General features: G+C 67.7%; 24 protein-coding genes. 11 read left to right on the forward strand and 13 right to left on the reverse strand.

The genetic code is table 11. The annotated features are described in order from the left end of the window. Window positions 1-22: 22 nt before the first annotated feature. The 4 genes from ABE546_RS13440 to ABE546_RS13455 all read right to left on the reverse strand — a co-directional run bounded on the left by ABE546_RS13440 (window position 23) and on the right by ABE546_RS13455 (window position 3,935). Complete coding sequence (locus ABE546_RS13440) at window positions 23-1,672, reverse strand: M28 family metallopeptidase (protein ID WP_346464032.1); 1,650 nt, start codon at window positions 1,670-1,672, stop codon at window positions 23-25. Window positions 1,673-1,741: 69 nt separating this feature from the next. Continuing rightward, window positions 1,742-2,995: a sigma-70 family RNA polymerase sigma factor gene (locus ABE546_RS13445; protein WP_346464033.1), complete on the reverse strand. Its 1,254-nt coding sequence runs from the start codon at window positions 2,993-2,995 to the stop codon at window positions 1,742-1,744. Between the two features lie 71 nt (window positions 2,996-3,066). Then, a complete protein-coding gene (locus ABE546_RS13450) occupies window positions 3,067-3,489 on the reverse strand; it encodes a VOC family protein (RefSeq protein ID WP_346464035.1) in 423 nt (140 codons plus the stop codon). 26 nt (window positions 3,490-3,515) lie between these two features. After that, window positions 3,516-3,935 carry a YciI family protein gene (locus ABE546_RS13455; RefSeq protein WP_313211743.1) on the reverse strand — a complete coding sequence of 140 codons (420 nt, stop codon included), beginning with the start codon at window positions 3,933-3,935 and terminating at the stop codon, window positions 3,516-3,518. Between the two features lie 189 nt (window positions 3,936-4,124). Here ABE546_RS13455 and ABE546_RS13460 point away from each other — a divergent pair, with 189 nt between their 5' ends. Further along, window positions 4,125-4,499 (forward strand): YciI family protein, encoded by a 375-nt coding sequence (locus tag ABE546_RS13460; RefSeq protein WP_313211742.1) that lies wholly within the window; start codon window positions 4,125-4,127, stop codon window positions 4,497-4,499. Window positions 4,500-4,505: 6 nt separating this feature from the next. Here the strand turns inward: ABE546_RS13460 and ABE546_RS13465 are convergent, their stop codons facing one another. After that, window positions 4,506-6,590, reverse strand: a complete 2,085-nt coding sequence (locus ABE546_RS13465) for a gluconolaconase (protein ID WP_346464036.1) — start codon at window positions 6,588-6,590, stop codon at window positions 4,506-4,508. Between the two features lie 139 nt (window positions 6,591-6,729). Here ABE546_RS13465 and ABE546_RS13470 point away from each other — a divergent pair, with 139 nt between their 5' ends. Continuing rightward, window positions 6,730-8,256 (forward strand): hypothetical protein, encoded by a 1,527-nt coding sequence (locus ABE546_RS13470; RefSeq protein ID WP_346464038.1) that lies wholly within the window; start codon window positions 6,730-6,732, stop codon window positions 8,254-8,256. 9 nt (window positions 8,257-8,265) lie between these two features. On the opposite strand, the gene ABE546_RS13475 is transcribed toward ABE546_RS13470, so the two are convergent. Continuing rightward, complete coding sequence (locus tag ABE546_RS13475) at window positions 8,266-9,039, reverse strand: lytic transglycosylase domain-containing protein (protein ID WP_070426523.1); 774 nt, start codon at window positions 9,037-9,039, stop codon at window positions 8,266-8,268. A gap of 281 nt (window positions 9,040-9,320) precedes the next feature. Between ABE546_RS13475 and ABE546_RS13480 the strand changes: the two genes are divergently transcribed. Beyond that, on the forward strand, window positions 9,321-10,925 hold the full coding sequence (locus tag ABE546_RS13480) for an EAL domain-containing protein (RefSeq protein ID WP_346464039.1): 1,605 nt from the start codon (window positions 9,321-9,323) through the stop codon (window positions 10,923-10,925). A 9-nt stretch (window positions 10,926-10,934) separates the two neighbouring features. Here ABE546_RS13480 and ABE546_RS13485 read toward each other — a convergent pair whose 3' ends face one another. Both ABE546_RS13485 and ABE546_RS13490 read right to left on the reverse strand, forming a co-directional pair. Further along, window positions 10,935-11,882, reverse strand: coding sequence for a polysaccharide deacetylase family protein (locus tag ABE546_RS13485; RefSeq protein WP_346464110.1), 948 nt, complete (start codon window positions 11,880-11,882; stop codon window positions 10,935-10,937). Window positions 11,883-11,988: 106 nt separating this feature from the next. Continuing rightward, window positions 11,989-13,191, reverse strand: coding sequence for an MFS transporter (locus tag ABE546_RS13490; protein WP_346464040.1), 1,203 nt, complete (start codon window positions 13,189-13,191; stop codon window positions 11,989-11,991). A gap of 307 nt (window positions 13,192-13,498) precedes the next feature. Here ABE546_RS13490 and ABE546_RS13495 point away from each other — a divergent pair, with 307 nt between their 5' ends. Both ABE546_RS13495 and ABE546_RS13500 read left to right on the forward strand, forming a co-directional pair. Beyond that, on the forward strand, window positions 13,499-14,401 hold the full coding sequence (locus ABE546_RS13495; RefSeq protein ID WP_313211735.1) for a LysR family transcriptional regulator: 903 nt from the start codon (window positions 13,499-13,501) through the stop codon (window positions 14,399-14,401). 175 nt (window positions 14,402-14,576) lie between these two features. Continuing rightward, window positions 14,577-16,187, forward strand: coding sequence for an ABC-F family ATP-binding cassette domain-containing protein (locus ABE546_RS13500; RefSeq protein ID WP_346464042.1), 1,611 nt, complete (start codon window positions 14,577-14,579; stop codon window positions 16,185-16,187). Window positions 16,188-16,196: 9 nt separating this feature from the next. Here the strand turns inward: ABE546_RS13500 and ABE546_RS13505 are convergent, their stop codons facing one another. After that, entirely contained in the window at window positions 16,197-17,528 is a 1,332-nt protein-coding gene (locus tag ABE546_RS13505) for a GTP-binding protein (protein ID WP_346464044.1), read from the reverse strand. A gap of 70 nt (window positions 17,529-17,598) precedes the next feature. Between ABE546_RS13505 and ABE546_RS13510 the strand changes: the two genes are divergently transcribed. After that, entirely contained in the window at window positions 17,599-17,970 is a 372-nt protein-coding gene (locus ABE546_RS13510) for a MerC domain-containing protein (RefSeq protein WP_346464046.1), read from the forward strand. 14 nt (window positions 17,971-17,984) lie between these two features. On the opposite strand, the gene ABE546_RS13515 is transcribed toward ABE546_RS13510, so the two are convergent. Next, window positions 17,985-18,317, reverse strand: a complete 333-nt coding sequence (locus ABE546_RS13515; protein ID WP_346464048.1) for a hypothetical protein — start codon at window positions 18,315-18,317, stop codon at window positions 17,985-17,987. A 112-nt stretch (window positions 18,318-18,429) separates the two neighbouring features. Between ABE546_RS13515 and ABE546_RS13520 the strand changes: the two genes are divergently transcribed. Beyond that, window positions 18,430-18,849, forward strand: coding sequence for a hypothetical protein (locus tag ABE546_RS13520; RefSeq protein WP_346464050.1), 420 nt, complete (start codon window positions 18,430-18,432; stop codon window positions 18,847-18,849). Window positions 18,850-18,995: 146 nt separating this feature from the next. Here the strand turns inward: ABE546_RS13520 and ABE546_RS13525 are convergent, their stop codons facing one another. Further along, complete coding sequence (locus ABE546_RS13525) at window positions 18,996-19,481, reverse strand: transposase (protein WP_346464052.1); 486 nt, start codon at window positions 19,479-19,481, stop codon at window positions 18,996-18,998. A 193-nt stretch (window positions 19,482-19,674) separates the two neighbouring features. Between ABE546_RS13525 and ABE546_RS13530 the strand changes: the two genes are divergently transcribed. Further along, window positions 19,675-20,517: an MnmC family methyltransferase gene (locus ABE546_RS13530; protein WP_346464053.1), complete on the forward strand. Its 843-nt coding sequence runs from the start codon at window positions 19,675-19,677 to the stop codon at window positions 20,515-20,517. Here ABE546_RS13530 and ABE546_RS13535 read toward each other — a convergent pair. Then, complete coding sequence (locus ABE546_RS13535) at window positions 20,471-21,277, reverse strand: hypothetical protein (protein WP_346464055.1); 807 nt, start codon at window positions 21,275-21,277, stop codon at window positions 20,471-20,473. The genes ABE546_RS13530 and ABE546_RS13535 overlap by 47 nt on opposite strands. Window positions 21,278-21,413: 136 nt before the next feature. After that, window positions 21,414-22,226 carry an alpha/beta hydrolase gene (locus ABE546_RS13540; protein WP_346464057.1) on the reverse strand — a complete coding sequence of 271 codons (813 nt, stop codon included), beginning with the start codon at window positions 22,224-22,226 and terminating at the stop codon, window positions 21,414-21,416. A 572-nt stretch (window positions 22,227-22,798) separates the two neighbouring features. Between ABE546_RS13540 and ABE546_RS13545 the strand changes: the two genes are divergently transcribed. Genes ABE546_RS13545 through ABE546_RS13555 form a run of 3 tightly spaced genes read left to right on the forward strand, consistent with a single transcriptional unit; the run spans window position 22,799 to window position 26,482 of the window. Beyond that, window positions 22,799-23,194 (forward strand): BlaI/MecI/CopY family transcriptional regulator, encoded by a 396-nt coding sequence (locus ABE546_RS13545; RefSeq protein ID WP_346464059.1) that lies wholly within the window; start codon window positions 22,799-22,801, stop codon window positions 23,192-23,194. Window positions 23,195-23,223: 29 nt separating this feature from the next. Further along, window positions 23,224-24,747 (forward strand): ankyrin repeat domain-containing protein, encoded by a 1,524-nt coding sequence (locus ABE546_RS13550; protein WP_346464111.1) that lies wholly within the window; start codon window positions 23,224-23,226, stop codon window positions 24,745-24,747. Between the two features lie 19 nt (window positions 24,748-24,766). Further along, a complete protein-coding gene (locus tag ABE546_RS13555) occupies window positions 24,767-26,482 on the forward strand; it encodes a serine hydrolase domain-containing protein (RefSeq protein WP_346464060.1) in 1,716 nt (571 codons plus the stop codon). The last annotated feature ends 78 nt before the right edge of the window (window positions 26,483-26,560 follow it).

Consider the following 26,560-nt stretch of genomic DNA (forward strand, 5'->3'; position numbering starts at 1 on the left):
GGCGTGCCGGCCGGACGCGGTCTTATTTTCGCTCGGCGGCGCTGGCATCACGCGGGGCGCGGAACTGGGAATCTTCACTCCAGTTCGGCCAGGCGCGCGAATTGGCCAGCTGGTTGCCCAGCGTGTACAGCACTTCCAGATCGCGCGAGGCACCGGCGAAGGTCCAGTCCGGCTGCCATTCGTCCCCCTGCTGGTGATAGCGCTTGGCGGTGTAGTCATCCGACGCCGCCTTGCCAGCGGCGACGCCGCCTTCCACCCAATCCTGGCCCGCCGAGTACGACACCGCCGGCACGCCACGCTTGGCGAACGGGAAGTGATCGGAGCGGAAGAACAGGCCGGCTTCCGGCTTGGGATCCGGCGTATAGCGGATGTCCCAGCCCTTGGCGACGTCCTTGAGCTGGTCCAGCAGTTCCAGCTTGGCCGAGCCGTAGATGCCGAAGTCACGCGAGGGACTGAAGGGCGCCATGCCATCCATGTTGATCAGCGCCACGGTCTTGCCCAGCGGATACAGCGGGTGGGTGGCGTAGTACTCCGAGCCGAGCAGGCCCTTTTCCTCGGCGGTGACGGCCAGGAACAGCACCGAACGCTCCGGGCGCTTGGCCTTGGCGAAGCCGCGGGCCAGTTCGACCAGCGAGGCGGTGCCGCTGGCGTTGTCCAGCGCACCGTTGAAGATGGTGTCACCGTTCGCGTCCGGCTTGCCCACCCCGATGTGATCCCAGTGCGCGCTGTAGATCACGGTCTCATCCGGATGCGTGCTGCCTTCCAGGCGCGCGGCCACGTTGTGCGAGGTGATCACCTCGGTCTTGACCGCGTACTTGGCCGAGAAGGTCTCGCCCTTCAGCTCGACCGGCTTGAAGTCACGGGTTTGCGCCTGCTTCTTGAGCGCCTCGAAATCCAGGCCGGAGCGCTTGAACAGTTCCACCGCCAGATCGCGCTGGATCCAGCCTTCCAGCAGCGGATGCGCGTCGGCCGGATTGTCGCGGACCACGTCGAACATGGTGTTGGTGTTGGAACCGGCCACGGTGGCCCAGCCATACGAGGCCGGTGCGGTCTCGTGCACGATCAGCACGCCGAGGGCGCCCTGGCGCGCGCCTTCTTCGTACTTGTAGGTCCAACGGCCGTAGTAGGTCATGCCCTTGCCGTCGAAATCGCCCTGGCCGGTTTCGAAGTCCGGATCGTTGATCAGCACGACCGCGATCTTGCCCTTCAGGTCCACGCCCTTGAAATCGTCCCAGTTGCGCTCGCCGGCCTTGACGCCGTAGCCGAGGAAGACCAGCGGCGCGTTCTTGATGTCCACTTCGCTGGCACCGTTCATGGCGGCACGCACGGCGATTTCCTTGCCCTGGCTCAGCGTCTGCGGCGTGCCTTTGCTGCTCAGCGAGAGGCTCGGGGTGCCGACGATATCGCCCTTGAGCAGCGGCACGGCCTGGGTCCACAGGCGCTTGCCATCCTTGAGGTCGCCGCCCGGCTGCAGGCCCGCCGCTGCGAACTGCTTGCTCAGGAACGCAATGGTCTTCTCTTCACCGGCCGTGGCCGGCGAGCGGCCTTCATAGGCATCCGACGCCAGTTCCTTGACGTCGGCGGAGATCCGCGCGCCATCGAATTTGGGAGTGGCGGCCATCAAGGCCGACGACACCGACAACGCCAACAGGCTGATTACCACACGCTTCACGCTGCACCTCATGACTGACCGACAATCGCCCGAGTGTAGGCCAGAGCTGCCGTGCGGTGCAGTGCCGGTCTACACAGCGGCCGCGCGAGCCAGCAGCAGCACCTTCTCACGTGCGTTGGCGGTCAGTGCGGCTGCACGCGCGAAGGCCGCGCGCGCTTCGTCGTGCCGGCCCAGCTGGGCCAACAGATCACCCTGCACCGCGGCCAGCGGCGCGTAGTCGCGCAACCGCGCATCGTCCCCGAGCGCATCGACCAGGGGCCATGCGGCGGCCGCACCCTGTGCCCGCGACAAGGCGACCGCGTGGTTCAGCGCGATCACCGGCGAGGGCTGGCGCTGGGCCAGCCGCGCGTACAACACGGTCATCCGCGCCCAGTCGGTGTCTTCGGCGCGGCGTGCGCGCGCATGGCACTCGGCGATGGCCGCCTGCAGTGCATAGGCGTCGTCGCCACCGCCCAATGCAATCGCTTGCTGCAGGGCCGCCTGGCCACGGGCGATCTGCAGCCAGTCCCAGCGCGTGCGGTCCTGGTCGGGCAGCAGGATCGGTGTGCCGGTCGCATCCGCACGCGCGGCGGTGCGCGATGCCTGCAGTTCCATCAACGCGAGCAGACCCTGCACCTGCGGCCAGGTCGGCAGCCGGCCGGCCAGCACGCGGCCCAGCCGCAGCGCTTCATCGCACAATGCCGGGCGCATCCAGTCATCGCCGGCACTGGCGGCATAGCCTTCGTTGAAGATCAGGTAGACCACCTCCAGCACCGAGGCCAACCGCTCCGGCAGCGCCGCCTGGCGTGGCACTTCGAACGGCACCTGCTTCTGCGCCAGCGTGCGTTTGGCGCGTACGATGCGCTGGGCAATGGTCGGCTCCGGGGCGAGGAAGGCGCGCGCGATCTCCTCGGTGGTCAGCCCGCCAAGCAGCCGCAGCGTCAATGCCACGCGCGCATCGGCCGCCAGCACTGGGTGGCAGGCGACGAACATCAACCGCAGCAGGTCATCGCCGATGTCGTCTTCCAGCGCACCGCTGTCATCGGGCGCCGGCAACGGCAGTGGCTCCAGCTCACTGCCGTACTGCGCATGCTGGCCGGCGACGCGGCGGTGCTGGCGCAGCACATCGATGGCACGGTTGCGCGCGGTGGTCATCAGCCACGCTCCGGGATTGTCCGGTACCCCCTGGCGGGGCCAGCGCTCCAGCGCGGCCAGCCAGGTGTCCTGGACCAGCTCTTCGGCACGGCCGACATCGCCGCCAAGCAGGCGGGTCAGGCGGGCGGTCAACACTGGCGACTCCATGCGCCAGATCGTCTCCAGTCGTTGCGTCAGTGCCGTGTCCATGCGGCCGATCAGAGCACCAGCGCGGCCGGGGCACAAGCCGCACCGCGGCGTGCCATCGCGCCGGTCCGGGCTCAGGGCTGCTTCATGCAGTTGACCATCCATGGCTTGCCGTAGCGGTCGATCAGAAAGCCCCAGCGATGGGCCCAGAAGGTCTCGGTGATCGGCATCTTGATCTCACCCCCGTCGGCCAGCGCCTTGAACACACGCTCGGCTTCGTCGACCGAGTCGACCTCGATGTTGATCGTGGTGCTGCCCTGCCCGTCCGACGACGGGCCATCGGCGGCCATCAGGACCGCCGAGCCAACCTCCAGCTGGCTGTGGGCAACGTGGTCCAGTGTCTCCGGCGGCATCTCGCCACAGCCCTCCTGGCTTTCCATGGGAGGCATGTCGCGGTACTTCATTTCAGAGGTGACCTTACCGCCGAGCACCTGCGCGTAGAAGGCCATGGCGTCATGGGTCTTGCCGTTGAAGCCGAGGAACGGAATCAGTTTCATGGGAATGCTCCAGGGATGCGGGGGGATCAATCGGCGGTGCCGATCTGGTCGCGCAGACGCTGTTCCTGCGCCTGTAATTCAGGAGTGAAGGCCGCGCCGAAATCCTCGGCACTGAGGATCGGCCGCAGCTCGACCACATCCCCGGCAGCGAACGGGGCGCGCTTGAGCCATTCGGTGGCCTCGTCCAGCGAGCGCACCTGCCAGAGCCAGAACCCGCAGACCAGCTCGCGGGTTTCAGCGAAGGGCCCATCGATGACACGCGGCGGTTCACTGCCGAACGCCACCCGGCGGGCGCGCGCGGTCGGGTGCAGGCCCTCGCCGGCCAGCATGATCCCGGCCTGGACCAGCTGTTCGTTGTAAGCGCCCATGGCGCGTATTTCCTGCTCGGTGGGCAGTTGACCGGCCTCGGTGGCCGCCGTTGCCTTGACCAGTACCATGACTTTCACGGGATGCTCCTGTGTGCCAGCCCGTCACCCGGGCCGTTCACTGGATACAACGTGCCCGCAGGGCGGAAATCGACACGCCGCACGGGTTTATTTTTCCGCCCCTGAACGGGGCACCGCTGCGGCGCTGCAACACGTCCCGGGCGCGGGCTGGGGCATCATGCCGTTTCCCCCGCTCACCCCGGTCCGGCCATGCAATTCCTGTTGCTGATCTACATCGACGAAGGCCTGTTGCAGGCCCTGCCCGGCGACGAGTACGACCGCCTGATGCACGACTGCCTGCAGCATGCCGACCGCCTGCAGGCCGAGGGCACGCTGGTGCTCGCGCAGAAGCTGGAACCGGTCGACAGCGCGCGTACGCTGCGCGTGCGCCAGGGCCAGACCCGCATCACCGATGGCCCGTTCGCCGAAACCCACGAATTGTTGGCCGGCTTCAATCTGATCAACGCGCCGGACCACGCTGAGGCGATGCGCATCGCCCAGCAGTTCCCGTGGTCACGTTTCGGCAGCATCGAGGTGCGCCCGCTGGCCGACATGGACGCCGAACGCGTGCGCGTCGGCGCCTGACATGGCTCAGGGCAACAGCGTGATCTTCAGATCGCGCGGGCCGATGGCCTCATTGCCGCTGTAGTCACGCGCACTGCCACGCAGGATGTAGTCGCCGGCGGGCAACGCGTCGGGCTGCCAGCGCCCGGTCTCGACCAGCCCATCGCGCACGGTGTTGGTGACCAGGTAGCGGAACCGGGTGACCGCGCTGCCATGCACGGTGATGCCACTGTCCGGCGCGTAGGCCACGCGGGTGGCGCTGTCTTCGCGCGGCATCCGGTTGAAGACGATGTTGAAACGCGGCTGCTCGTAGCCGGCCAACGGCTGGCCCTGCGCATCCAGCACCTGGTAGCCGACCTGGTACAGCCCCAGCCGCCGCCGCGGCAGGTTGCGGTCCACCTGGTCCCACGCCTCCACCACGATCTGCACGCCCGGGCCTTGCCTCGGAACTGCAATGCGGCCATCGGCGCCGGCCTGGATCGGCTGATCCAGATCGTCCAGCACCGCCACCTCGGTGATGCGCGGCGCGAAGGTGTCGGCATAATCGATGAAGCCCAGCGCCACCGCATTGCGCTCGAAGCCGCTGGCACCCACGCTCAGGTGTACATGCGCCATGCGGTTGATGCTGCCCAGCGCCTCACCCGCAGCGAAGCGCGTGCCACGGCGCACGCGGATGCGCGCCAACGTGCCGTCCTCACCGAACAGTGGTTGCCAGCGCGCATCGAACGGACGATCGCGCGGGTCGCGGCCGACCTTCATGTGGATGTACTTGAGCCGGCCCAGTGACAGGCCCTCGGCCTGGCCACCCACTGACCACGCCGCGAACGGCGTATCCACCTTGCCGTCGGCAATCGCCAGCACCGGCTGGCCGACATCGCCGCGGATGTCGAAGCCACCGTGCAGGTGGTGGCGACTTTCGCCCTTGAAGTCGCCGCGCACTTCACCCAGCGTGCCGACCACTTCATGCCACCCGTCCTGCGGGGCCAGCGGCCACCGGCCGGCGGTCTGCGGCAGCGGCGCGTCCGGCGCCGGGCCGATCAGCGCCGGCGGGGCGGCTTCTCCTGCCGCCAGCGCACGCAGCCGGTGCACACGGTAGGACGCGGCATCGGCCAGGTACAGACCACCCTCGGCATCGAGCGCGAGCGCGGTGGGACGGGCGAAGCGCGGTTGCGGCGGCACCCCCGCCAACGCCAGCTGATGCCCCTGCGCCGAGATCTGCACCACCTTGCCGTTGATGTCGCTGGCATAGATCACCCCGTCGTGGGTCACCGCCAACGACAGCGGACCACTGAGCAGGCCCCCATCGGCGACGCGGGTGCTCAGCGTGCCATCCGGTGCAAGCTGGCGGATCGCGTTGTTGAACAGGTCGGCGATCAGCAGATTGCCGTGCGGATCCAGTGCCAGCGCCACCGGCGTATCCAGGCGGGTGACCGTGCCCAAGCCATCGAGCATGCCCGGGCGTTCGCCGCCCGCGACGGTATGCACCCGTCCATCGGGTTCGATGATGCGGATACGGTCGTTGTAGGTATCGGCCACGTACACGCGGCCGCCGGCGTCCACCGCCACGCCCATCGGCCCATCGAAACGCGCCTGCGCGGCCGGCCCGTCGACGAAGCCCCGCTGGCCATCACCGGCCAGCGTGCTCACGGTGCCGTCCACCGCGATGCGGCGGATCACGTGGTTGCCGGTATCGGCGACGAAGACGTTGCCGCTGGCATCCACCGCGATCCCGGAGGGCGTGTTGAACTGCGCCTGCAAGGCAGCGCCATCGCGCCAGCCCTCGCCCTGCCCGGCCAGGGTGTCCACGCGGCCGTCGGGATGGACGCGGCGGATACGGTTGTTGTCGCCGGCATCGGCGATGTACACGACGCCGTGTGCATCCACGGCCACGCCGTACGGATCGGCAAAGCGCGCCTGGGCGGCGGGGCCTTCCGTGCTGCCGCCGACGCCGTCGCCGGCCAGCACGCTGATCTGCGGCGTCCAACCCAGGGCCGTCGCCACCGGGCCCGGTGGCGGTGCCGGCGCCGCCGGTTCGCGCAGGAAGGTCCAGACCAGCGCTGCTGCCATCAGGGTGGCGATCAGCACCACCATCGTCCATCGTCCGCGCGTCATCGCCGTCCTTGCCTGCTGCTGTTCGGGACACGACCTTAGCCGCTCGCAGCGCGCCTGCAAACCCTGCACGACGAACGCGACTTGTGCGGACGCCACGTTCCGGTTTCAATCGGGGTTCATTCCATGGAAGGACACCGTCATGCGGCGCCTGCAACGTCATCGTAGTGCCCTGGTGCTTGCGCTGGCGATCGCAGGCAGCAGTCCCGTCCACGCCCGTGTCGACACCGGCGATGGCACAACAGCGCCACAGGCGCAGGTCCTGCGCGACGCCGTCGCCGATGCGGCCGATCAAGCCGCACAGGGCGACACGTTGGGTGCACTGATTGCCTTTGAACGCCTGCTGGCGAGCCCTGCCCTGCCCACGCTGTCGCAGGCCGACCGTCTCGAGGCCTACAGCCAGGCGGCGTGGACCGCGCTGCAGACCGGTCAGACGGGGTTCGCACGAACATACCTGCAGAGCGCACGCCAGCTGTCGCCGGATGAACCGCGTGTGCTGTATCTGCTCGGGGCACTGGATACCCAGGAGGGCAATCCGCTCGACGGCATCCGGAACATCACCCGTGCAGTGCAGCTGGCGCCTTCATTCGCGGGCGATGTCAGCATCAACATGGCCGCGCAGTTCATCCAGCGGTTGCAGGGCGAGGAGGATGTGTTGCGCGCGTTCCTCGAGGTGCTGTTCGAGCGCCAGTGGAAGCCCGATGGCGTGGAGCCGACTGATTTCTGGCGTACGCTCGCGCTGCTTCAGATCAATGCCGAGCAGTCCGAACGGGTCGCGGCCACCCTTGCGCGCATTGATACCCCGATGGAAGTCATCGCCCTGCGCGCGGACAAGCGCTTTGATCGCTTCATCGATCGCGACAGCCCTCGTTTCGATCCACAACAGTCTGCCCAGCGCCATCTGGACACGCTGCGGCTGGACACGCTGCTGGCGCCGGAGAACGTGACCGCGCTCTCTGCGATGAGCGAGGCGATGCTGCTGATGGGAAAGAACGAGGACGTCCTCGCGATGACGGACCGGGCGGCCAAGGTGGCTGCCGGTCCGGGCATTCCGGACACCTTCGAGGGGTCCGGCGACCTCGCGTGGCTGCTCAACAGTCGTGCCATCGCCCAGCGACGGCTGGGCGACATCGAGACGGCGATGGCCACCATGACGCTCGCGGGCCGCTTCTCGGAGGGCGGCGGCAGCAATGTCAGCCAGCGCCTGAATCTGGCCGTGTGGCAGACCGGCATCCTGCAGCCCCGCCAGGCACTGGAGACCGCCAACGGCATCGGCGACAACCTCAGCCCGTACGGTGAAGCGGTGCAGCAGTGGGTGCGCTTTGCGGCCTACCGCCAGCTTGGCGATCTGGCCCGTGCCGAACAGGCAAAGGCATGGCTCCAGGCGCATGACGATGTTGCCGCAGGCTATTTCATGGAGGCCCTGCTGGAGGACAACGCCTTGGACGCCGCGGCCGCGCATCTGATCGGCAGACTGCAATCCACCCAGCACCGCAGCGATACCCTGCTGTCGGTCCAGCGCTTTGTCACGGTGCCCTCGCTGCCCGGCGATGCGGAGCGCGATCGCCGCTGGTGGCAGGTGGTGGCGCGCCGCGATGTCCAAGTGGCGTTGAACGCCGTCGGCCGCAGTGACGCGTACGCGATCGTCGCACGCGGCTCCTCGCGCTGAGCCCGGCCCCTACTTCGCCGGCGTCTCCACCTTGAACCCCATCGCTTCGCGGTAGCGCACGTACAACGCGCTGACCTTCTCCACATAGGCCAGCGTCTCGGCATACGGGGGCACGCCCTTGTAGCGCGTCACCGCACCGATCCCGGCGTTGTACGCGGCCGCAGCCAGTACGCGGTCGCCTTTGTAACGCCGCAGCAACGCCTTCATGTAACGCGCGCCACCGCTGATCGACTGCTCGGCCGAGAGGGGATCGGCCACGCCGTATTCGGTGGCCGTATCGGGCATCAGCTGCATCACGCCCTGCGCGCCCTTGGGTGAGATCGCGCCGGCATCGAAGCCACTCTCTGCATGCGCGATCGCGCGCAGCCAGGCATCGTCCACGCCGGTGGCCTTGGCTGCCGCCTTGAACTGCTTGGCATGCCGGTTCAACTGCGGCGTACCGACCTTGCCCAGCCCTTCGTGCGCCGGCTCGCCCGGGGGCGTGGCCACGGTGAACTTCAGGAACACGCGCGAGCCGGGCAGGTTGCGGGTGGAGTAGACCAGCGCACCGTCCTGCTCACGCTCATACAGGGTGCCGCTGAAGACGCCCATGTTGCCCCACAGGTTGGGGGTCTGCACGGCGTTGTCGTCGATCTGCTGCGGGGTGCATCTGGAGCCCGGCTCCGGCGCGGTGGCCAGGCTGACCGTGTTGCTCTGCACGCAGCGATAGACCGTGCGCGCCGATGCCAGGCCAGGCAGCAGCAACGACAACAGGGCCAACGCGGCAGGCAGGGTCGGATTCATCGGGCTCGGATCGGGGCACGGAAGGGTGCGGCGCGATGATCCGGCCGGGGGCGCGAACCGAAGGTGAATACCGGGCTGCCGCTGGGCACGCGCTGGCGCCCTGCCCAGGGCTGACGGATTCAACCCCTCATGGAGCGTCCCGCCTCCGCTCCCGCCCGTCCCGGCGCGCGGCAGTGTTTCAATCCCCGCGGACTGATGGTCATATAGCGGCTCGGGGCAGTGAGTGCCCTGGCCCGTCGGGCTGCCATGGAACCCCTTTTCGACTAGGCATCGAGGTCTGTTTGAACCGCGCCAGGATCATTGCCGTCACTGTAGTGCTCGCCCTGCTGGGCGCCCTGGTGCCGATCGCCACGGTGTTCTATTTCACCTGGAGCCGCGCCAGCGAGTCCGAGCAGGTGCGGCTGCAGACCACGGCCGAGCGCACCCTGCAGCGCGCGCATCGTGCCTACGAGATGGCACTGACCACCCTGCACGAGCTCAACCAGAGCACACTGGTGCCCTGCTCACCCGAGCACCTGCAGCTGATGCGCAGCCTGGCCATGCGTACCCATTCGGCCGAGCAGGTGGGCTACTTCGAACAGGGCCGGCTGGTCTGCAATTCGTGGGGGCCGGTGACGGCCGAGATCCCGCAGCCCACGCCCGGGTACGTGACCGCCGAAGGCGCCGGCATCACCCTCGGCGTCCGGCCGCTGGCCGGCAATCTGGAGCAGCCGTTGATGGCGCTCAGCTACGGGCAGTACGACATCCTGATGGACCCGGCGCGGCTGGTCGATGTGATCGCCGACCCCAACGTGCGGCTGGCGGTAGCCAGCCCGGACGGGCGCCTGATCGCGCAGCAGGACATCCAGGACCAGGAGCTGCTGCAGCGGTTGCTGCGCGAGCCGGCCAGCGGCATGGAAGGCCAGACGCTCTACGCCACCGCGCAGGACCAGGAGTGGTTGGCCGTTGCGACCGCCCCGCGCACCGATCTGGTCGCCGCGTTCCGCCACCAGATCGGGCAGTTCATTCCGCTGGGCGTGCTCGGCGCGCTGGCGGCGATCGGGGGTGTGGTGTGGCTGTCGCGGCGGCGGCTGTCGCTGCGGGGCGAACTGGCCACGGCGGTGCGCAGGCGCGAGTTCTTCATGCACTACCAGCCGATCATCGAGCTGGACACCGGCATCTGCGTGGGCGCCGAATCGCTGGTGCGCTGGCGTCGGCCCGATGGCACGCTGGTGCGGCCGGATCTGTTCATTCCGCTGGCCGAGGAAGCCGGGCTGATCGAGGCGCTGACCGATCAGGTCATCGACCATGTGATCGCCGACATGCGCACGCTGCTGATACAGGACCGCACCGCGCACATCGCGATCAACCTGGCCGCCGAGGATGTCAGCAGTGGCCGGGCGTTGAAGGTGCTGTCGAGCAAGCTGCACGGCACCGGCATCCACCCCCAGCAGATCTGGCTGGAGGCGACCGAGCGCGGCTTCATCGATTTCCGCCGCGCGCGCACCAGCCTGGCCAATGCGCGGCGCATGGGTCACTGCGTGGCGATCGATGACTTCGGTGTCGGCTATTCCAGCCTGCAGTACCTGCAGCAGCTGCCACTGGATGCACTGAAGATCGACAAGTCGTTCATCGATGCGATCGGCACCGACAGCGCCACCAGCCCAGTAACCTCGCACATCATCGACATGGCCAAGACGCTCGGGCTGTTCACCGTGGCGGAGGGCGTGGAAACCCCGGCCCAGCTCGCCTATCTCCAGGCGCGCCAGGTGGAGTTCGGGCAGGGGTGGCTGTTCTCGAAGGCACTGCCGCCGGCGGAGTTCATGGTGTTCCACCAGCAGCGCCAGCAGCAGTACGGGCCGGCACCGGAGGACATGCAGAACCCCAACGGCGACACGCCGGCCTGAGCCGTTGCGTCATTCCGCCTCGAGGCCGGCCAGCGTCATCACCCACGCCGGGACCTGCGGCTCGCCAGCATAGAACGCCTTCGGTCTGCCCTCGGCCATCGCCCAGCGCTGGATCCAGCTGATGCCCCCGGCGCCGTTGTAGCCATCGGCATGCTGGTAGGCCGGATCCTGCAGTGCCGCCTCCAGCGAGATGAAGCGATAGCCGCGCCGGCGCGTGGCGGCGACCAGTTCTTCCACACAGTCCGCGCTGAGCGCATTGGCGTGGATCAACCACACCTGTGCAGGCAACCGGCCCAGCAGCTGCTGCCCCCGCTGCTCGTAGTAGTCCAGCTTGTTGAGCATGTAGGGCACATAGCCGCGACGCAACTGGCGCAGGCGAGCCTCCCGCGCGACCGGATCGGGCTCGGTATCGCGCACGTGATCGTAGGCGAAGGCCCAGATCCATTCGCTGTTGTCGACCGTGACCGGCGCGACCTGATAACCATGTTGCTGCAGGAACGCGCCGAGCGCAGCGCGTTCCTGCGGTGACTGCCCGGCACGCAGATACGGATGCCGGAACCAGCGCGGTGCCTGCCCGGTTTCGGCCAGCAGTGGGCGCAAGGTGGCTTCACCGCGCAGGATGTCCTGCTCATACGCGGCCAGGCCGATCGCGTGCAGATCGACATGGCCGTAGGTGTGGTTGCCCAGTTCGACACCGGCATCGCGCCAGTCGCGCAGCATCTGTACCCGCGTTGGCTGCACCTGTCCGTCCAGCGCCAGCTTGACCTCGTTGACGAACCCCACCACCGGCACGTCGGCCCGCTTCAGGGCTGCGATCAACTGTGCATGACGGGCGGCAAGCTCGGGCTCGGCGCGTTCGTCCAGGCGCTGCCAGGGCAGATCATCGATCGTCAGCGCGATGCGTCGATCCGGCTCAGCCGCCTGTGCGACCCCGGCCAGGCACAGCAGCGCCAGCAGGCCACTTCGAAGGACTCCGTTACGCACCTGCCACTCCCATCGCGATACCCGGCCCCAGCATAGCGCCGGGTATCGCGGCTCACCTTGCCGTGTGCGGCGGCTCGGCTCAGTGCGCGATCGGGGCCCACGCACGCGGCTGGCGCAGCACCACCACCAACGTGGCCAACAGCAGCACCAGCAGGACCGCCGGCAGCCAGCGCTCGCCCACGGTTTCCAGCATCACCCCGCCGACGATGCCGGCCAGCGCGATCGCCAGGTTCCAGCCGGTCACCACGAACGACTGCGCGATGTCACCGGCCTCATCGGCGCGACGTGCCACCGCGGTCTGGAACTGGGTGGCAACGCCCCCGAACGACACCCCCCACACCACCGTGCCGATCAGCAGCACCCACGGTGTGCCGGGCCACAGCCCGAACGCCACGGCCGACAACGCAAACGCCAGCGTGCTGGCAATGACCAGTTCGCGCAGCCAGCGGTCCACCAGCAGCCCGGTGATCCAGATACCGACCAGCGCGGCCACGCCGAACACCAGCAGCAGGCGATCCAGCCAGGCCGCCGCGCCGGACAGCGCCGCGAACGGTTCGATGTAGGTGTAGAGCACGTTGTGCGCCAGCACGTACAGGAACATCGTCAGCAACGCAGTGCGCATGCCGCGCAGCCGCAGTACGTTGCCCAGCGGCTGCTGCGCCGCCGCGCCCGGGGCCGACAGCGGGGGCAGCGCCAGCCGCGCCCACACCAGCAGGCCGACGCTGAGCAGCGACATCAACCCGAACGCCCAGCGCCAACCAATGGTCTGGCCGAGCAGGGTGCCGGCCGGAATGCCGAGCGACAGTGCCAGCGGCGTGCCGACCATCGCCACCGCGATCGCGCGGCCCTGCAGCTGCGGCACCACCATGCGGCTGGCATAGCCGGCCACCAGCGACCACAGCAGGCCCGCGCTGATGCCCGCGCAGAAGCGCGCGACCAGCATCAGGCCGTAGTGGTGCGTCATCGCGGTGATGGTGTTGACCACCACGAAGCCGGCGATCGCAGTGAGCAGCAGCGGGCGGCGCGGCCAGCGCCGGGTCAGCGCGGTCATCGGCAATGCGGCGACGAGCGAGCCCAGGGCGTAGATCGTGACCAGCTGCCCGACCAGCGCGCGGCTGACGCCGAGATCGGCGCTCATAGGGGAGAGCAGGCCGGCCGGAAGCGCCTCGGTGAGGATGGTGATGAAGCCCGCGCAGGCCAGCGCCAGCAGCCCGCCGAACGGCAACCGGCTGGCGGCGTTGGGCAGGGGGAGGGCGGTGGAATCGACCGCGTGCCCGCTCATGGGCGCGCCTGGGTGGGGGCCGTAGCGCAGCTGGAGTAAAGATCGCGAAGGTCATTGAGGGCAGACATCGGGGCACCAGGGGAAGGGGGAGCGCCACCGTAGGCGTTGGGCCGCCGTCGAAACAGCGGGGTGACGCTCCGCACATTCCGGACCGGCGAGGCCGCAATCGGTGAAGCGCCCTCCCCGCAAGGTCTTCGGCCGGCACCAGGCACCCGCGCACCGCAGTGTTGCGGGCCAATGCCGCCGGCGCCCGCCCCGCAGGCCCTGCCGGCCGTTACAGTGCCTCTTTCACCCCGTGCAACCGCCCATGTCAGCCTTGGACAACCTCGGCAACCTGCAGACCTTCGTGCAGGTCGCCGATACCCGCAGCTTCGTCGAGACCGGCCGCATGCTCGGCATCTCCGCCTCGGCGGCCGGCAAGACGGTATCGCGGCTGGAGCAGGCACTCGGCGTGCGGCTGTTCCATCGCAGCACCCGCAGCGTCACTCTCACCGCCGAGGGCGAGCGCTTCCTGGTCCGGTGCCGGCGCATCATCGATGAGCGTGACGCCGCCCGCGATGAGCTGGTCCAGCAGACCGAGGCGCCCACGGGGGTGCTGCGGGTCAGCCTGCCGCTGGTCGGCGACATCTCGCTGCCGCTGCTCACCGAGTTCATGGCCGCTTATCCCGGCATCCGCCTGGAGCTGGATTTCGATGACCGCCTGGTGGATGTGATCGAGGAAGGCTTCGACGCCGTGCTGCGGGTCAGCGCGCCGACCGACTCGCGCCTGAGCGCGCGACAGCTCGGCGTGTTCCCGCGCTATCTGGTCGCCTCCCCTGATTACCTGGCGCGGCGCGGCACGCCACGTGTGCCCGAGGACCTGCTGCACCACGACTGCCTGCACTACCGCTTCCCCAGCAGCGGCAAGCTGGAACCGTGGCCGCTGCCGCAGACGCCGGGCGCCGCGCCGCTGGCACTGCCGGTCTCGATGGTCAGCAATACGATCGAAGCGCGGCTGGCCTTCGCGCTGGCCGGGCGCGGCATCGCCTATATCCCCGAGCACTCGGTGCGCGAGGCCCTGGCCGACGGCCGCCTGCAACGGGTCATGGCCGACCGCATCCATGCCTGCGGCACCTTCTACCTGCTGTGGCCCTCCGGCCGCCATGTGCTGCCCAAGCTGCGGGTCTTCATCGATTTCATCAGCGCCCGGCTGACCGGGGTCAGCTGCTGAGCAGGCGGCGTTCATCGCCCTGCCGCCGGGCGGTTTTATACTGGCCACGCGGCAGCCAGCCGCCTTTGTTGCCGAGGTAGGCCTACATGCGCCATTGATGCCGCCGTCGTCTGACGGCCCGTCTCCACCCACCTGTTCCGCAGGAGGGGAGTCCTTGGCATCCAATGGAGGTCGCATGACCGCATTCGCTCTCACGCTCGACCGCGTGACGCATACCCTGCCCGACGGCCGGGTCCTGTTTTCCGAACTGTCCGCCGCGTTCGACGGCACCCCGACCGGCCTGGTCGGGCGCAACGGCGTGGGCAAAAGCCGGCTCGCGCACCTGCTCAGCGGCGATCTGACGCCCACCGCCGGCCGCATCCTGCGCAGCGGGCCGGTGCACCTGCTCACGCAGCACAGCGGCGTGCCTGAAGGCCGCATCGCCGATCTGGCCGGCGTCGGCGCGGTGCTCGACGCCCTGCACCGTATCGAAGCCGGCAGCGTGGATCCGGACGACTTCACCCGCGTGGGTGAGCGCTGGGACCTCCGCGAGCAGTTGCAGGCGCAGTGGCAGCTGCTCGGGCTGCCCGCGCTGGATCCCCTACGCCCGGCGGCCACGCTCAGTGGGGGCCAGGCGATGCAGGTCGCGCTGGCCGGTGCGCTCCTGTCCGGTGCCGAGGGGCTGATCCTGGATGAACCCAGCAACCACCTCGACGCCGCCCATCGTGCGCGCCTGATCGAGGCGCTGCAGCGCTGGCACGGCGGCCTGATCGTGATCAGCCACGACCGCATGCTGCTGCGGCACATGGCGCGCATCGTCGAACTGTCACCCGGCGGGCTGCGCCAGTACGGCGGCAACTACGATCTCTACGCCGAACAGAAGCAGGACGAGCGGCGCAGCGCGGATGCCCAGCTGGCCCTGCGCAAGCGCGAGCGCCGCCAGCAGCAGACCGAGCTGCGCGATCAGCGCGAGAAGATGGCGCATCGGCAAGCGCGCGCTACACGCGAGGCACGCACCGCCAACCAGGCGCCGATCCTGCTCGGTGGCATGAAGAACCGCAGCGAGCACAGTGCCGGCCGCTGGCAAACACAGCAGAGCGAGCGCCGTACCGAACTGGACGCGCGCGTGCGCGAGGCCGCCGGCGAGGTGGAGCAGGACATCGAGATCGCCCTGCTTGCCCCGGTGATCAGCCAGCCGGGCCCCCAGCGCGTGGCCGAGCTCGTCGCCGCCGAACTGCCGTGGGTGCAGGCGCCCTGGAAGACGCTGGATCTCACGGTTCAGCGCGGCCAGCGGATCGGCGTGCAGGGCCGCAACGGCAGCGGCAAATCCACGCTGCTGCGGCTGCTGGCCGGCACGTTGGTGCCGGTGTCGGGGCACGTCGAGGTGGCGGCCAGCGTCGCCCTGCTCGATCAGTCCCTCACGATGCTGCCGGACGACGCCTCGGCCTTGTCACTACTGCAGCGCGCGCATCCGTTGGCCGACGAAGGTACGCTGCGCACGCAGTTGGCCCTGCTCGGCCTGGATGCCGAGCGCAGCCTGCGGCCGTTGCCCACGCTCAGCGGTGGCGAACGATTGAAGGCGGCGCTGGCATCGGTGCTGTACGCGCAGACGCCGCCACAACTGCTGCTGCTCGACGAACCCGGCAATCACCTCGACCTGCCCTCGCTGGGCGCGCTGGAGCAGATGCTCGGTCAGTACACCGGCACGTTGATGATCGTCTCGCACGATGCCGCGCTGCTGGAGGCGGTCGGCTTGAGCCATACCCTGCGCGCATCTGATCAGGGCTGGCAGCTGACGCCGGTGTAGCGCCGGCGGCTACGCGCGCGCCCACGCCGGGAAAGCGTCCGGCAACAACTGCCACAACAGCGGGCCGGCGCGCAGTTCTTCATCGTTGAGCAGGCAGGCATCCAGCTCGGCACGCACCGCGTGCTCGTCCATCGCCACGCCGATCACCGCCAGTTCCTGGCGGCGGTCGCCCCACCACGGATGCCACAGCCTGCGCATCGCCTGGTACTCACCGGCATCGCCAACCTGCTCCACGCTGGGCAGCGGCGCGGTCCAGCACGCCGTCTGTTGGCGGGCCCAGCCGATATCCGTGTAGGGCACGCGCGTGGGTGACAGCTCGGGCACGGTGTTCTCCAAGCCCGCCTCCATGCGCTCGCGCGAGGCGTACCAGACCCCCGCGACCGAGGTCTGCGTGGCCGCACCGACACTGGAGAGCTCGCCCACCGAGTCCATGCGGTTGGCCAGCCAGAAGAAGCCCTTGCTGCGGATCACGCTGCCCAGCCCGGTTTCCAGCAAGCGTGCAAAGCGCTGCGGATGGAACGGTCGGCGCGAGCGGTAGACGAAACTGGTGATGCCGTATTCCTCGGTCTCCGGCGTGTGCTGACCACGCAGCGCCTGCATCCAGCCCGGTGCCAACTGCGCTTTGACGAAGTCGTAGCGGCCGGTATCGAGCACCTCGTGCAGCGGCACGTTGCCATGTTCGGACAACACCAGCCGCGCGTCCCGGTTCATTGCACGCAGCACGGCCAGCGTGGACTGCAGCGTGTCGTCATCGATCAGATCGCACTTGCTCACCACGATCACGTTGGCGAACTCGATCTGCTCGGCAAGCAGGTTGACCACACCGCGGTCGTCGTCCTCACCCGCCTGCTGCCCGCGGTCGATCAGCCGATCGCTGGAGCCGAAGTCGTGCAGGAACTGCGCGCCATCGACCACCGTCACCAGCGTATCCAGCCGCGCGATGTCGCTGAGGCTGAAGCCGGCCTCATCGCGCACCGAGAAGGTCGCCGCGACCGGCATCGGCTCGGCGATCCCGGTCGATTCGATCAACAGATAGTCATAGCGTCCCTCCGCCGCAAGCCGCCGCACCTCGAGCAGCAGGTCATCGCGCAGCGTGCAGCAGATGCAGCCGTTGCTGAACTCCACCAGCGTCTCCTCGGTGCGGCTGAGTGCGGCGCCACCCTCGCGGACCAGCTGCGCATCGACGTTGATCTCACTCATGTCATTGACGATCACCGCCACCCGGCGACCCTCGCGATTGCGCAGCAGCTGATTGAGCACGGTGGTCTTGCCGGCACCGAGGAAGCCGGACAGCACCGTCACCGGCAGACGGGAATCACGAAGGGCAGCAGAGGCAGTCATGGCGGAGCAGGTCAGAAGTGGAATTGAAATGTTACTATATAACATTCACAGACCAAGACCCCCACGCCCCATGAAGCGATCCTCTGCCCTGTTGGATGCCGGCGCCATCGCGCTGTCCGGCCTATGCCTGCTGCACTGCCTGGCCCTGCCGCTGCTCGCGGCGATGCTCCCGCTGCTGGGCGTGTGGGCCGAGGCCGAGTGGGTGCATGCCCTGTTCGTGGCCATCGCCGTGCCGGTGACCGGCTTCGCGCTATGGCGCGCGCACCGCCAGCACCGCCTGCCCGTGTTGGCGATGGCCGCCGCGCTGGTCGGGCTGCTGTTGCTGCTGGCCGGTGCGATGGGCTGGCCGAGCCATGAGGCCGAGACCCCGATGACGGTGGTCGGCAGCCTCCTGTTGGCCAGCACGCATGTGTGGAACGCCTGGCGGCGGCACCGGCACTGAGCGGCCTGCTCGGTTCAGTGCTTGAACATCATCCCGACCAGGAACAGCACCAGCGGCGCGGCGCTGAGTACCGCGCCGATGATGCCCAGCCACGGCCAGCGTTCCTGGCGCACGCGAGAGCCCACGGTGGCAATCAGGCCCACGGCCGCTGACGCGAGGACGCCGATGGAGACGCCTGTGGTGCTGGCGCCGGCGGTGACACCGTGGTTGGCGGCGGTGGCGATGTGGGCGGCGGCGGCCCCGACGGGGAGGCCCAGGAAGCTGACCAGGCCGAGCAGCGGCAGTCGCTGAGCCGAGATCGGCACCGTCGACGGTGAGCGCGGCACTTGCGGAGAATCGGGCGGCACGGGGTGTCTCCTGAGAATCGCATCACCGTACACCATCGTCCGCGACGCACACAGACGGCCTCTTTTCATGCGGTGTTGGACAATGCTGAAACACCCGTCGCCAGGATCCGCCATGCGCGTACTGACCAGCCTGCTCCTCCTCTCCCCGCTCCTGCTGACCGGCTGCGGCAAGGACAACAGCGTCGGCGTGTTTTCGTCCGATCCGATGCTCGGCTGCTTCTCCACTCACGCGCGCAAGCCGGCGGAATTCCGCATCGAGCAGCAGCAGGGGCAGTACTACGTGTCCTTCAACCGCGATGAACAATGGCAGCGCGACGCCACACCGCTGCAGGAATCCAGCCGCGCCGAGATCGCCCAGTTCTTCCGCGACGATGCCGATCAGATCAACAAGGCCCTGGTGCGCCCCGGTGGCGGCTTCGGCATCTTCAAGTTCAACCCGGGGGCCACGCTCAAGGGCAAGGCCAAGGACAGCGACTACATGGCGCTGGTCCTGATCGGCGCCGGGCCGGTATTCGCGGTGAAGTGCCCCTGATCGCCAACGTGCGTCGCGCCCGCCTACCGGGCCACTGATGTTGGCTGCGGCCCACCGCATGCCCGCACCAGTAGCCCGGTCCGCCACCCTCATCCCCCGATATCGCCTGCCGCACACTTCCGCGGGCAAACCCCCACTCCCATCCGTCAGCCGCCCTCTTCCGGCTCGCGGCGGCCACGATGGATCGAGCTGTATGGCCATTGCGTCGCATCACGCACATGCCCGTGCTTGACCGGGTTGTGGTGCACATACGCCACATGCCGCTGCAGGTCTTCGGCGTCGACGATCCGATGCTCGCGAAAGCCGTTGTGCCAGAGCGGCCGCAGGCTGCGATCACGCCGGAGCTGCAGCCGCGGCTCGCCCATCGGCAACTGGCGGTCAAAGATCGCCTGGATCTGCGCCCAGCGCCGATGGCCTTCCTCATCGCCCTCCGGCAGCGTCCACACCCCGTGCAGATGGTCCGGCAGCACCACGATCGCGTTGATCCGGAACGGCCGCGCCTGCTGCGCCACCCGGAACGCCAATCGCAGGGTCTGCGCCTGTTCCACCAGCAGGCTGCTGCTGCGATCGCGCAGGTGCGCGCTGAAGAAGTAGGCGGTGCCGGTCGGCCAGAGGATGTGGTCGTAGGACATGGCCCAAGTATCCAAAGCGCCAGGCCGAGCCACAATCAGTGCACTCCCTGTGAGCACCTCGGAGCGCAGCGCATCCAAGGGTCGGGCTCCCGTCATGAACGGACCGCATGACGGCCGGCCAGTGGCTTCTCAGGTACGATGCCCACCCCTGACTGCCACACCGTCTGGCGCTCGCGCCGCGGCCTGAGATCCCGTGCCCCACTACACCGGCCCCCTGCTGACCCGCCCGCTCGCCGAGAGCCTGACCCGCGCCCGCGATGCCGGCACCGGGGAATGGACCGGCTCGCTCGACCTCGGCCGCTCCACCGGCACCGCCACGCTGGCGGCCGACCACTGGCAGTGGAAGGGTCAGACCTACGCCTATCCCGGCAAGACCAAGGACCGCACCCTGTACTACTGGGACGGCGAGGAGTTCCTGGCGATCTCGCGCTTCGGCTCGGCGCTGATCAAGCTGGTGCCGACCGACTGGGACGCGCCGACCTTCGAGATCGACGGCATCAAGATGCTGCCCAGCGCACAGGTCTCCCCGTTCGAGGATGCCCGCCGCAAGGTCGCGCTGATCGCGCCGGCCGGCAAGACGGTGCTGGATACCTGCGGCGGCCTGGGCTACTTCGCGGCGTGCTGCCTGGAAGGTGGGGTCACCCGTATCCGCTCGTTCGAGAAGAATCCGGATGTGCTGTGGCTGCGCACGCTCAATCCGTGGTCGCCCGATCCGGACGCGGACAGCAGCGGCGGTCGTCTGGCGCTGAGCCAGGGTGATGTGTCGCAGGAGATCGAAGCGCTGGAGACCGCCTCGGTCGACGCGATCCTGCACGATCCGCCGCGCTTCGGCATCGCCGGCGAACTGTATTCACAGGTGTTCTATGACCAGCTCGCGCGCGTCATCCGCAAGGGCGGCCGGATGTTCCACTACACCGGCGCGCCGAACAAACTGACCAGCGGCCGCGACGTGCCGCGCGAGGTCGCCAAGCGTCTGGAAAAGGCAGGCTTCAAGGCCGAACTGGCGATGGATGGGGTGCTCGCGGCGAGGCGATAGCCGGTTTTTTAGGTCGCGCCTTTATAGGAGCAGCCTCAGCGGCAGTCTTCCTAGCAACCGTTTTCTCAGCAGCGAGCCTCTTTGTAGACGCCCTCTTGGCTGCAGAACTCGAAGTGGCGACGTTGGTTACCTCGGCAGGCATGTGCCTAGCGCTGGGAAGCGCTGCAGTCGCCTGCAGTTCCATCAATCGCTCAGCTCGTTTCACTCCGACTCCGAACCTTAGAGAAAAGATTGATAGTGATAAGAAGACAGGTATCGTCAGCGCCGCCAGCCCCCATGCCTGTGAGGCAGTGACTACCTTGAGCGCATGCAGCATCAAAGGAGAGGTGGCAATTAGGTACAAAACCACGAAAGCGATCCAGGTGCCGACACTAATCACCATTCTGAAAGCCGAACTAGCGTAGAAGCCTTTGAAGCTGAAGCTTCCGCTCTCTGTGTCGAATTTGAGGCGGGGCTCGGCGGAAGGATAGAATCGGAGAGCCAGTGCAGGTTCATCCAATGAGACAAGATGCTTGGCCACGCGGTAGGGGACATCGGTTCGACCGATGAGAGCCCAATAGCCTCGCTCCTCCATCAATGGAGACATTGTCATTTCCGACTTCGATTTTTCGAACTCGAGCGCAAAGCGAAAATCATCTCTGAGTTGAGTTCTTCTACCGTGCAGGTCTTTTCTAACTTTCCACGCACTCACCAGCAGCGTGATAATGACGCCAAGGCCGGCGATCAAAGTCTTCCATACATCCAAGTTTCCCTGGTCCACCGCGCGTTCCTATGTTCCATGTGCACAAGGACTATCGGCGGTGGATTTCTCTTCTTGAGCGACATCTATTCTTTTGCCTTGGCGTCGACACCTAAAAGCGTCGACGCCTTTGGCCACCTCGAAGTGCCCCGGCCCTTTACTTCTTTAGGAAGTCCAGCAGCGCCTTGTTGAACGCATCGGCATGGCTGGCATTGCAGCCGTGCGGCGCGTCCTTCAGCACCACCACCTCACTGCCCGCGATGGCCGCATGGGTGCGCTTGCCCGAGCCCTCGAACGGGACTGTGCCATCGCTGTCACCATGCAGCACCAGGGTCGGCACCGTGACCTTCTTGAGGTCGCCGCGGAAATCGGTCGTGCCGAAGGCCTTCATGCAGCCCAGCGCGGCGGTCTGATCGGACTGCTGGCACAGCTTGATGGCGGCTTGGCGTTCTTCCTCGCTGACCTTGAGCTCGCCGTTGGCGCTGAAGAAATCCTTGGTGAAGCCATCGAAGAACGTGTCACGGTCCTTCTCCAGGCCTTCGCGCATTTCATCGGCCTTTTCCTGGGTCAGTGGGCCCTCGGGGTTGTCGCTGGTCTTGAGCATGTAGGGCGGCACCGCCGAGGCGAACACCACGCTGTGCAGGCGCGACTCGCCGTGCTTGGCGACATAGCGCGCCACTTCACCACCGCCCATGGAGAAGCCGACCAGGGTGGCATCCTTCAGATCCAGATCCTCGAGCACACCGGCCAGATCATCGGCGAGCGTGTCGTACTCGTAGCCGTCGGCCGGCTTGTCCGAACGCCCGAAGCCACGGCGGTCGTAGGCCACCACGCGGTAGCCCGCCTCGCGCAGCGCGGAGACCTGGGCCTTCCACGATTCGGCCGACAGCGGCCAGCCGTGGATCAGCACCACCGGGCGGCCGGTACCACCGGAATCTTCAACGTGCAGGCGAACGCGGGAAGCAGCCATGGGAACTCCTTGGAGCGATGGGGAAGGAAGGTTCGATCCTAGGGAGACGGGGTTGGGTGAGCCGTGAAAGAAAGCGCGATGTCGCTGACGTGACGTGCACAGGGCTGACTGATACCTGCCGGGGCGTTCAGCGGCGCGATGCTGGCATCATTCGCCCACGATCTCAGCATCTGAGACGGTAGCGGACGATAGTTGCGATGGGGCATCGTCGACGCTGGGAACCGGTACATGGACTGTCATGAGATCACGCCGGAGGCTGCGCATCGTGTGGAACCCTGCGCGTCCGGAAACGCCTGCTGTGGGCTGGCACTTACGTTGTTGTTGCATGGCCTTGGTGCGCATCCTGCAGCCCATGCGGCATTGCGTGCTGCTCTGCGGCAGAGGCCGGAGAGCGAGTGCTGTGCCAGCTGCGCGCTGTTGCGTGGCCATGACACCCCATAGATGCGTGCCGGCGACGTGGCCGGCGGAGCCATGGTTCGCCGCGCAGGCCGGCCATTACTAATTACATAGTTGACCTGCCCGATCCGTCGGGCGCACGATGCGGGCACCAACTAACGAACCAGTAGATAGCCATGGCCCGCCCCGTATCGCCTGCCCTGACCGACGCCGAACGCCGCATTCTGGAGGTGCTCTGGAAGAAGAAGGAGGCGTCCGTACGTGAGGTCACCGATGAGCTGTCCAGGAAGAAGTCGGTCGCGTATACGACCGTGCTGACCATGTTCAAGGTGCTGGACAAGAAGGGACTGGTCCACCATCGCAGCGAGGGTCGCGCCTTCATCTACAGCGCCGCGATCACCCGCAGCGACGCGCGCAAGCAGGCGCTGGAGAATCTGCTCAAGTCCTTCTTCAACGATTCGCCCAGCGTGCTGGCCCAGCACCTGATCGATGAGCACGACATGGACGCTGACGAGCTCAAAGCGCTGCAGCAGCGCGTGGACGACGCATCTCCTTCGAGGACGCCCAAATGACCGTGCATTGGATCCAAGCCGTGACGACGATGGCCGTGCAACACCTCTGGCAGAGCGCCTTGTTGTTCGCGCTGGCTGCCCTTGTAGTGGGGCGCAGCCGGATCAATGCAGAAGCGCGCTCCTGGGCACTCTGCGTGGCCTTTGTGCTGGCTGCGGCATCACCGCTGTTGGTCCTGCTGCCTCGCACCGCGCCGACGACTGTCGAGGTCGCGCAGCAGGCCGTACTGCCCTTAGCGACTGAGGCTCCAGTGCCGGTTGTCGCGCAGAAAGTGGACGGCATCACCAACACGATCCCCGCCTCCACCACGCCGACCCTGCTGCACGGCGCCGTACTGATCTGGTTGCTCGGCACGCTCTGGGGCCTGACCCGCTTGGGCCAAGGCGCATGGCAAGCGCGTCGCCTGCATCGCAGCGCGCGGCATTCGCCCCAGCACGAAGCGCTGCTGGGTGGAGAACTGCCTGCGGGTGCCAGCGTTGCACTATCCGATATCGCCCCGGGCCCGATGGTGGTTGGCCTGTGGTCGCCGCGCATTCTGGTGCCGACCACCATGGCATCCACCCTGCCCCCGGCCGCGCTGCGTGATCTGCTGCTGCATGAAGCCGCCCATATCCGTCGGCATGATCTGTGGATCACCGCTGCACAGCGTGCACTGCTCGCCGTGTACTGGTGGAGCCCGTTCCTGCACCTGCTGGGCCGTCGGCTGGATCTCGCCCGCGAGATGGCTTGCGATGAGCAGGCCGCGTTGCGCACCGGCAGTGGCCGCGGCTATGCCGATTCCCTGCTGGCCGGTATCGCCGGACTGATGACGCAGCGCGGGCGCAGCGCGCCACTGGCCGTCGGCATGTCCGCCACCCGCAGTGGCTTGAGCCAGCGCATCGATGGGCTGCTGCGCCTGGACACGCGCTCGACCCGCTGGACAACGCGCTTCGGCTGGGGCGCACTGTGTGCGGTTGCGCTGGTCGCGCATGTTGGTGTCACCGTGGCCGCTACGCCGCGGTTGGGCAACGCGATCGTCATTGCAGAGAACGAGACCGCCACCACGTCGCGCACCGTCTCGCCGCACGCCGAGCAGCTGCTCAGCGCGGCCAGCAACGGCGACATCTCCCGCGTGCAGCAGCTGGTCAAGGCGGGTGTTGCCGTGGACACGCAGGTCAGTGGCGACGGCACCGCGCTGATCGTCGCCGCCAAGCACGGCGAACTGGCGATGGTCGACGCCCTGCTCGTGCTCGGCGCGCAACCCGACCTGGCCTCGCGCGGCGATGGCAATCCGCTGATCGCTGCGGCACGTCGCGGTCATCTGCCGGTAGTGGAGCGTCTGGTCGGCGCCGGGGCCGACGTCAACCGCATCGTCGCCTACGACGAAACCCCGCTGATCAATGCGGCCCGCTCCGGTGACGTCGACACCGTGGCCTATCTGGTCGAGCACGGTGCCGACGTCAACCTGGGCGTGGTGGCCGATTTCGGGCAGTGGCGCTCGCCGCTGAACCAGGCACGCAACGATCGCGTCCGTGACTACCTCACCCAGCGTGGTGCGGTCGCCGGCAGACGCTGACCGGCCGCACTCCCCACGGGTGACGCTGATCGGTGCGATGGCCTCCGCCGCCATCGCCTGCCACGCAATACCTCTTTCGCTGCACCGTATCGCCCCTCTCTGCGGCGTGCACGCGCACGCCTGTCTTTCGCCCATCGCCCCCCTCATGAGGTATCGCATGGCTTACGCATCCACTCCGCAGGCATCCACACCATTGCGATTCCACCGCGCTCAGTACGGCCTGCTGCGCGCGTCATTGTGTGCCGCGCTGCTACTGCTGCTTGCCGGCCCCGGCGCGGCGGCGGACCGCGAAGACGCGACGATTCGCACGGCGCTCGCCTCCGGCCTGCGCCCCACCGTGGTGCCGGCCGATACCGGGCTGCCGCACTGGTCGCTGCAGGAACGCATGACCCAGCACCATGTCCCGGGCGTTGCGATCGCCGTTCTGCGCGACGGCAAGCTCGTGCACAGCGCCGGCTACGGTACGCGCGAGGCGGGCACGCAGGCTGCCGTGAATGCCGACACGCTGTTCTCGGTCGGCTCGGTCAGCAAGGTGGTTACGGCCGCCACCTCACTGCGATTGGTCGCCGACGGCACCCTCGCGCTGGACCGGGACATCGCCACCTACCTGCGCAGCTGGAAAGTCCCGGCTACCCCGTCGGTGCCGGCACCGCAGCTGACCCTGCGCATGTTGATGTCGCACACCGCCGGGCTCGGCGTCCATGGTTTCGCCGACTACCTGCCCGGCGAGCCGCTGCCCACCTTGCTGCAGACACTGGACGGCATCGCCCCGGCCAAGAACAAACCCGTACGTCTGATCCATACACCCGGCGAACGGGGCGATTACTCTGGCGGCGGCGTGATGGTGGAACAGCTTGTGCTCGAAGATGTGACCGGCCAGCCGCTGGACACGCTCGCACGCAGGCAGGTCTTCGAGCCACTGCATATGCAGCGCAGTCGTTTCACCGATCCGCCCACCAACACCGACAACATTGCCAAAGCGCATGACGGCGACGGCAAGCCCACCGCCCTGCCGCGCGGCTGGCAGTCCTTCCCCGAACAGGGCGCCTCGGGCCTGTGGACCAGCGCCAACGACCTGGCCGCGTTCGTCGCCGCCCTGACCGCCAGCTACCGTGGCCAGGGCAACTTCCTGCCGCACCCCATCGCGACCGACATGATGACCGAGGTCTCGCCGAGCTGGCACGGCCTTGGCCCGCGTCTGGACGGTACCGGGCAGACCCGGATCTTCCACCATGGCGGCTCCAACGACAGTTACCGGGCGTGGATCGAGGGGTATCTGGAGACGGGCGATGGCTTTGTGATTCTTACCAATGGTGAGAATGGCGCCGCGCTCGCGACGGAGATCCGCAATGCACTGTCGGATGCGATCGGGCGTGGGGTGAATCCTGCCGTGCGCACGGTTGCGTTGGACCTGCGCGAGCCGCGGTATGCGGACTATGCCGGGGTGTTCGAGCAGGACGAGAGCGTGCCGATGGCGCAACGCCGTGCGTTGGCCGACATCTTCGACATCCCGGCGTTGGAGGTGAAGGTGGCTGGTGGGGAGGTGCGCGTCGGTGTGGCTGGGACGAAGCGCGATGGGCGCGTGCTGCCGGTGTCGCCGAATCGGTTTGTGTCACCGGATATCGATGGGCTGGAGATCGAGTTCCATCGGGATGCGTTCGGGAAGGTGGAAGCGTTGAGTGTGGTGTTTGGGGAGGGGCGGGGGTATTACGTGCGGCGGAAGCGGGATATTTGATGACGATTGGGGCCGACGCCGAGGGCTTTGCGCCAGTCTCGCATCACGGCGCGCGGGAATAGAGCTTCCGACGCAGCG

The organism is Stenotrophomonas sp. TWI377 (genome assembly GCF_039674525.1).
In the GTDB taxonomy this organism is placed as follows: Bacteria; Pseudomonadota; Gammaproteobacteria; order Xanthomonadales; family Xanthomonadaceae; genus Stenotrophomonas.

Coding starts and splice junctions, on each gene's coding strand:
- ABE546_RS13445 (WP_346464033.1), bottom strand. CDS start 2,995: ATGGACACGGCACTGACGCAACGACTGGAGACGATCTGGCGCATGGAG.
- ABE546_RS13450 (WP_346464035.1), bottom strand. CDS start 3,489: ATGAAACTGATTCCGTTCCTCGGCTTCAACGGCAAGACCCATGACGCC.
- ABE546_RS13460 (WP_313211742.1), top strand. CDS start 4,125: ATGCAATTCCTGTTGCTGATCTACATCGACGAAGGCCTGTTGCAGGCC.
- ABE546_RS13465 (WP_346464036.1), bottom strand. CDS start 6,590: ATGACGCGCGGACGATGGACGATGGTGGTGCTGATCGCCACCCTGATG.
- ABE546_RS13470 (WP_346464038.1), top strand. CDS start 6,730: ATGCGGCGCCTGCAACGTCATCGTAGTGCCCTGGTGCTTGCGCTGGCG.
- ABE546_RS13475 (WP_070426523.1), bottom strand. CDS start 9,039: ATGAATCCGACCCTGCCTGCCGCGTTGGCCCTGTTGTCGTTGCTGCTG.
- ABE546_RS13490 (WP_346464040.1), bottom strand. CDS start 13,191: ATGAGCGGGCACGCGGTCGATTCCACCGCCCTCCCCCTGCCCAACGCC.
- ABE546_RS13495 (WP_313211735.1), top strand. CDS start 13,499: ATGTCAGCCTTGGACAACCTCGGCAACCTGCAGACCTTCGTGCAGGTC.
- ABE546_RS13500 (WP_346464042.1), top strand. CDS start 14,577: ATGACCGCATTCGCTCTCACGCTCGACCGCGTGACGCATACCCTGCCC.
- ABE546_RS13505 (WP_346464044.1), bottom strand. CDS start 17,528: ATGACTGCCTCTGCTGCCCTTCGTGATTCCCGTCTGCCGGTGACGGTG.
- ABE546_RS13510 (WP_346464046.1), top strand. CDS start 17,599: ATGAAGCGATCCTCTGCCCTGTTGGATGCCGGCGCCATCGCGCTGTCC.
- ABE546_RS13520 (WP_346464050.1), top strand. CDS start 18,430: ATGCGCGTACTGACCAGCCTGCTCCTCCTCTCCCCGCTCCTGCTGACC.
- ABE546_RS13525 (WP_346464052.1), bottom strand. CDS start 19,481: ATGTCCTACGACCACATCCTCTGGCCGACCGGCACCGCCTACTTCTTC.
- ABE546_RS13540 (WP_346464057.1), bottom strand. CDS start 22,226: ATGGCTGCTTCCCGCGTTCGCCTGCACGTTGAAGATTCCGGTGGTACC.
- ABE546_RS13545 (WP_346464059.1), top strand. CDS start 22,799: ATGGCCCGCCCCGTATCGCCTGCCCTGACCGACGCCGAACGCCGCATT.
- ABE546_RS13550 (WP_346464111.1), top strand. CDS start 23,224: ATGGCCGTGCAACACCTCTGGCAGAGCGCCTTGTTGTTCGCGCTGGCT.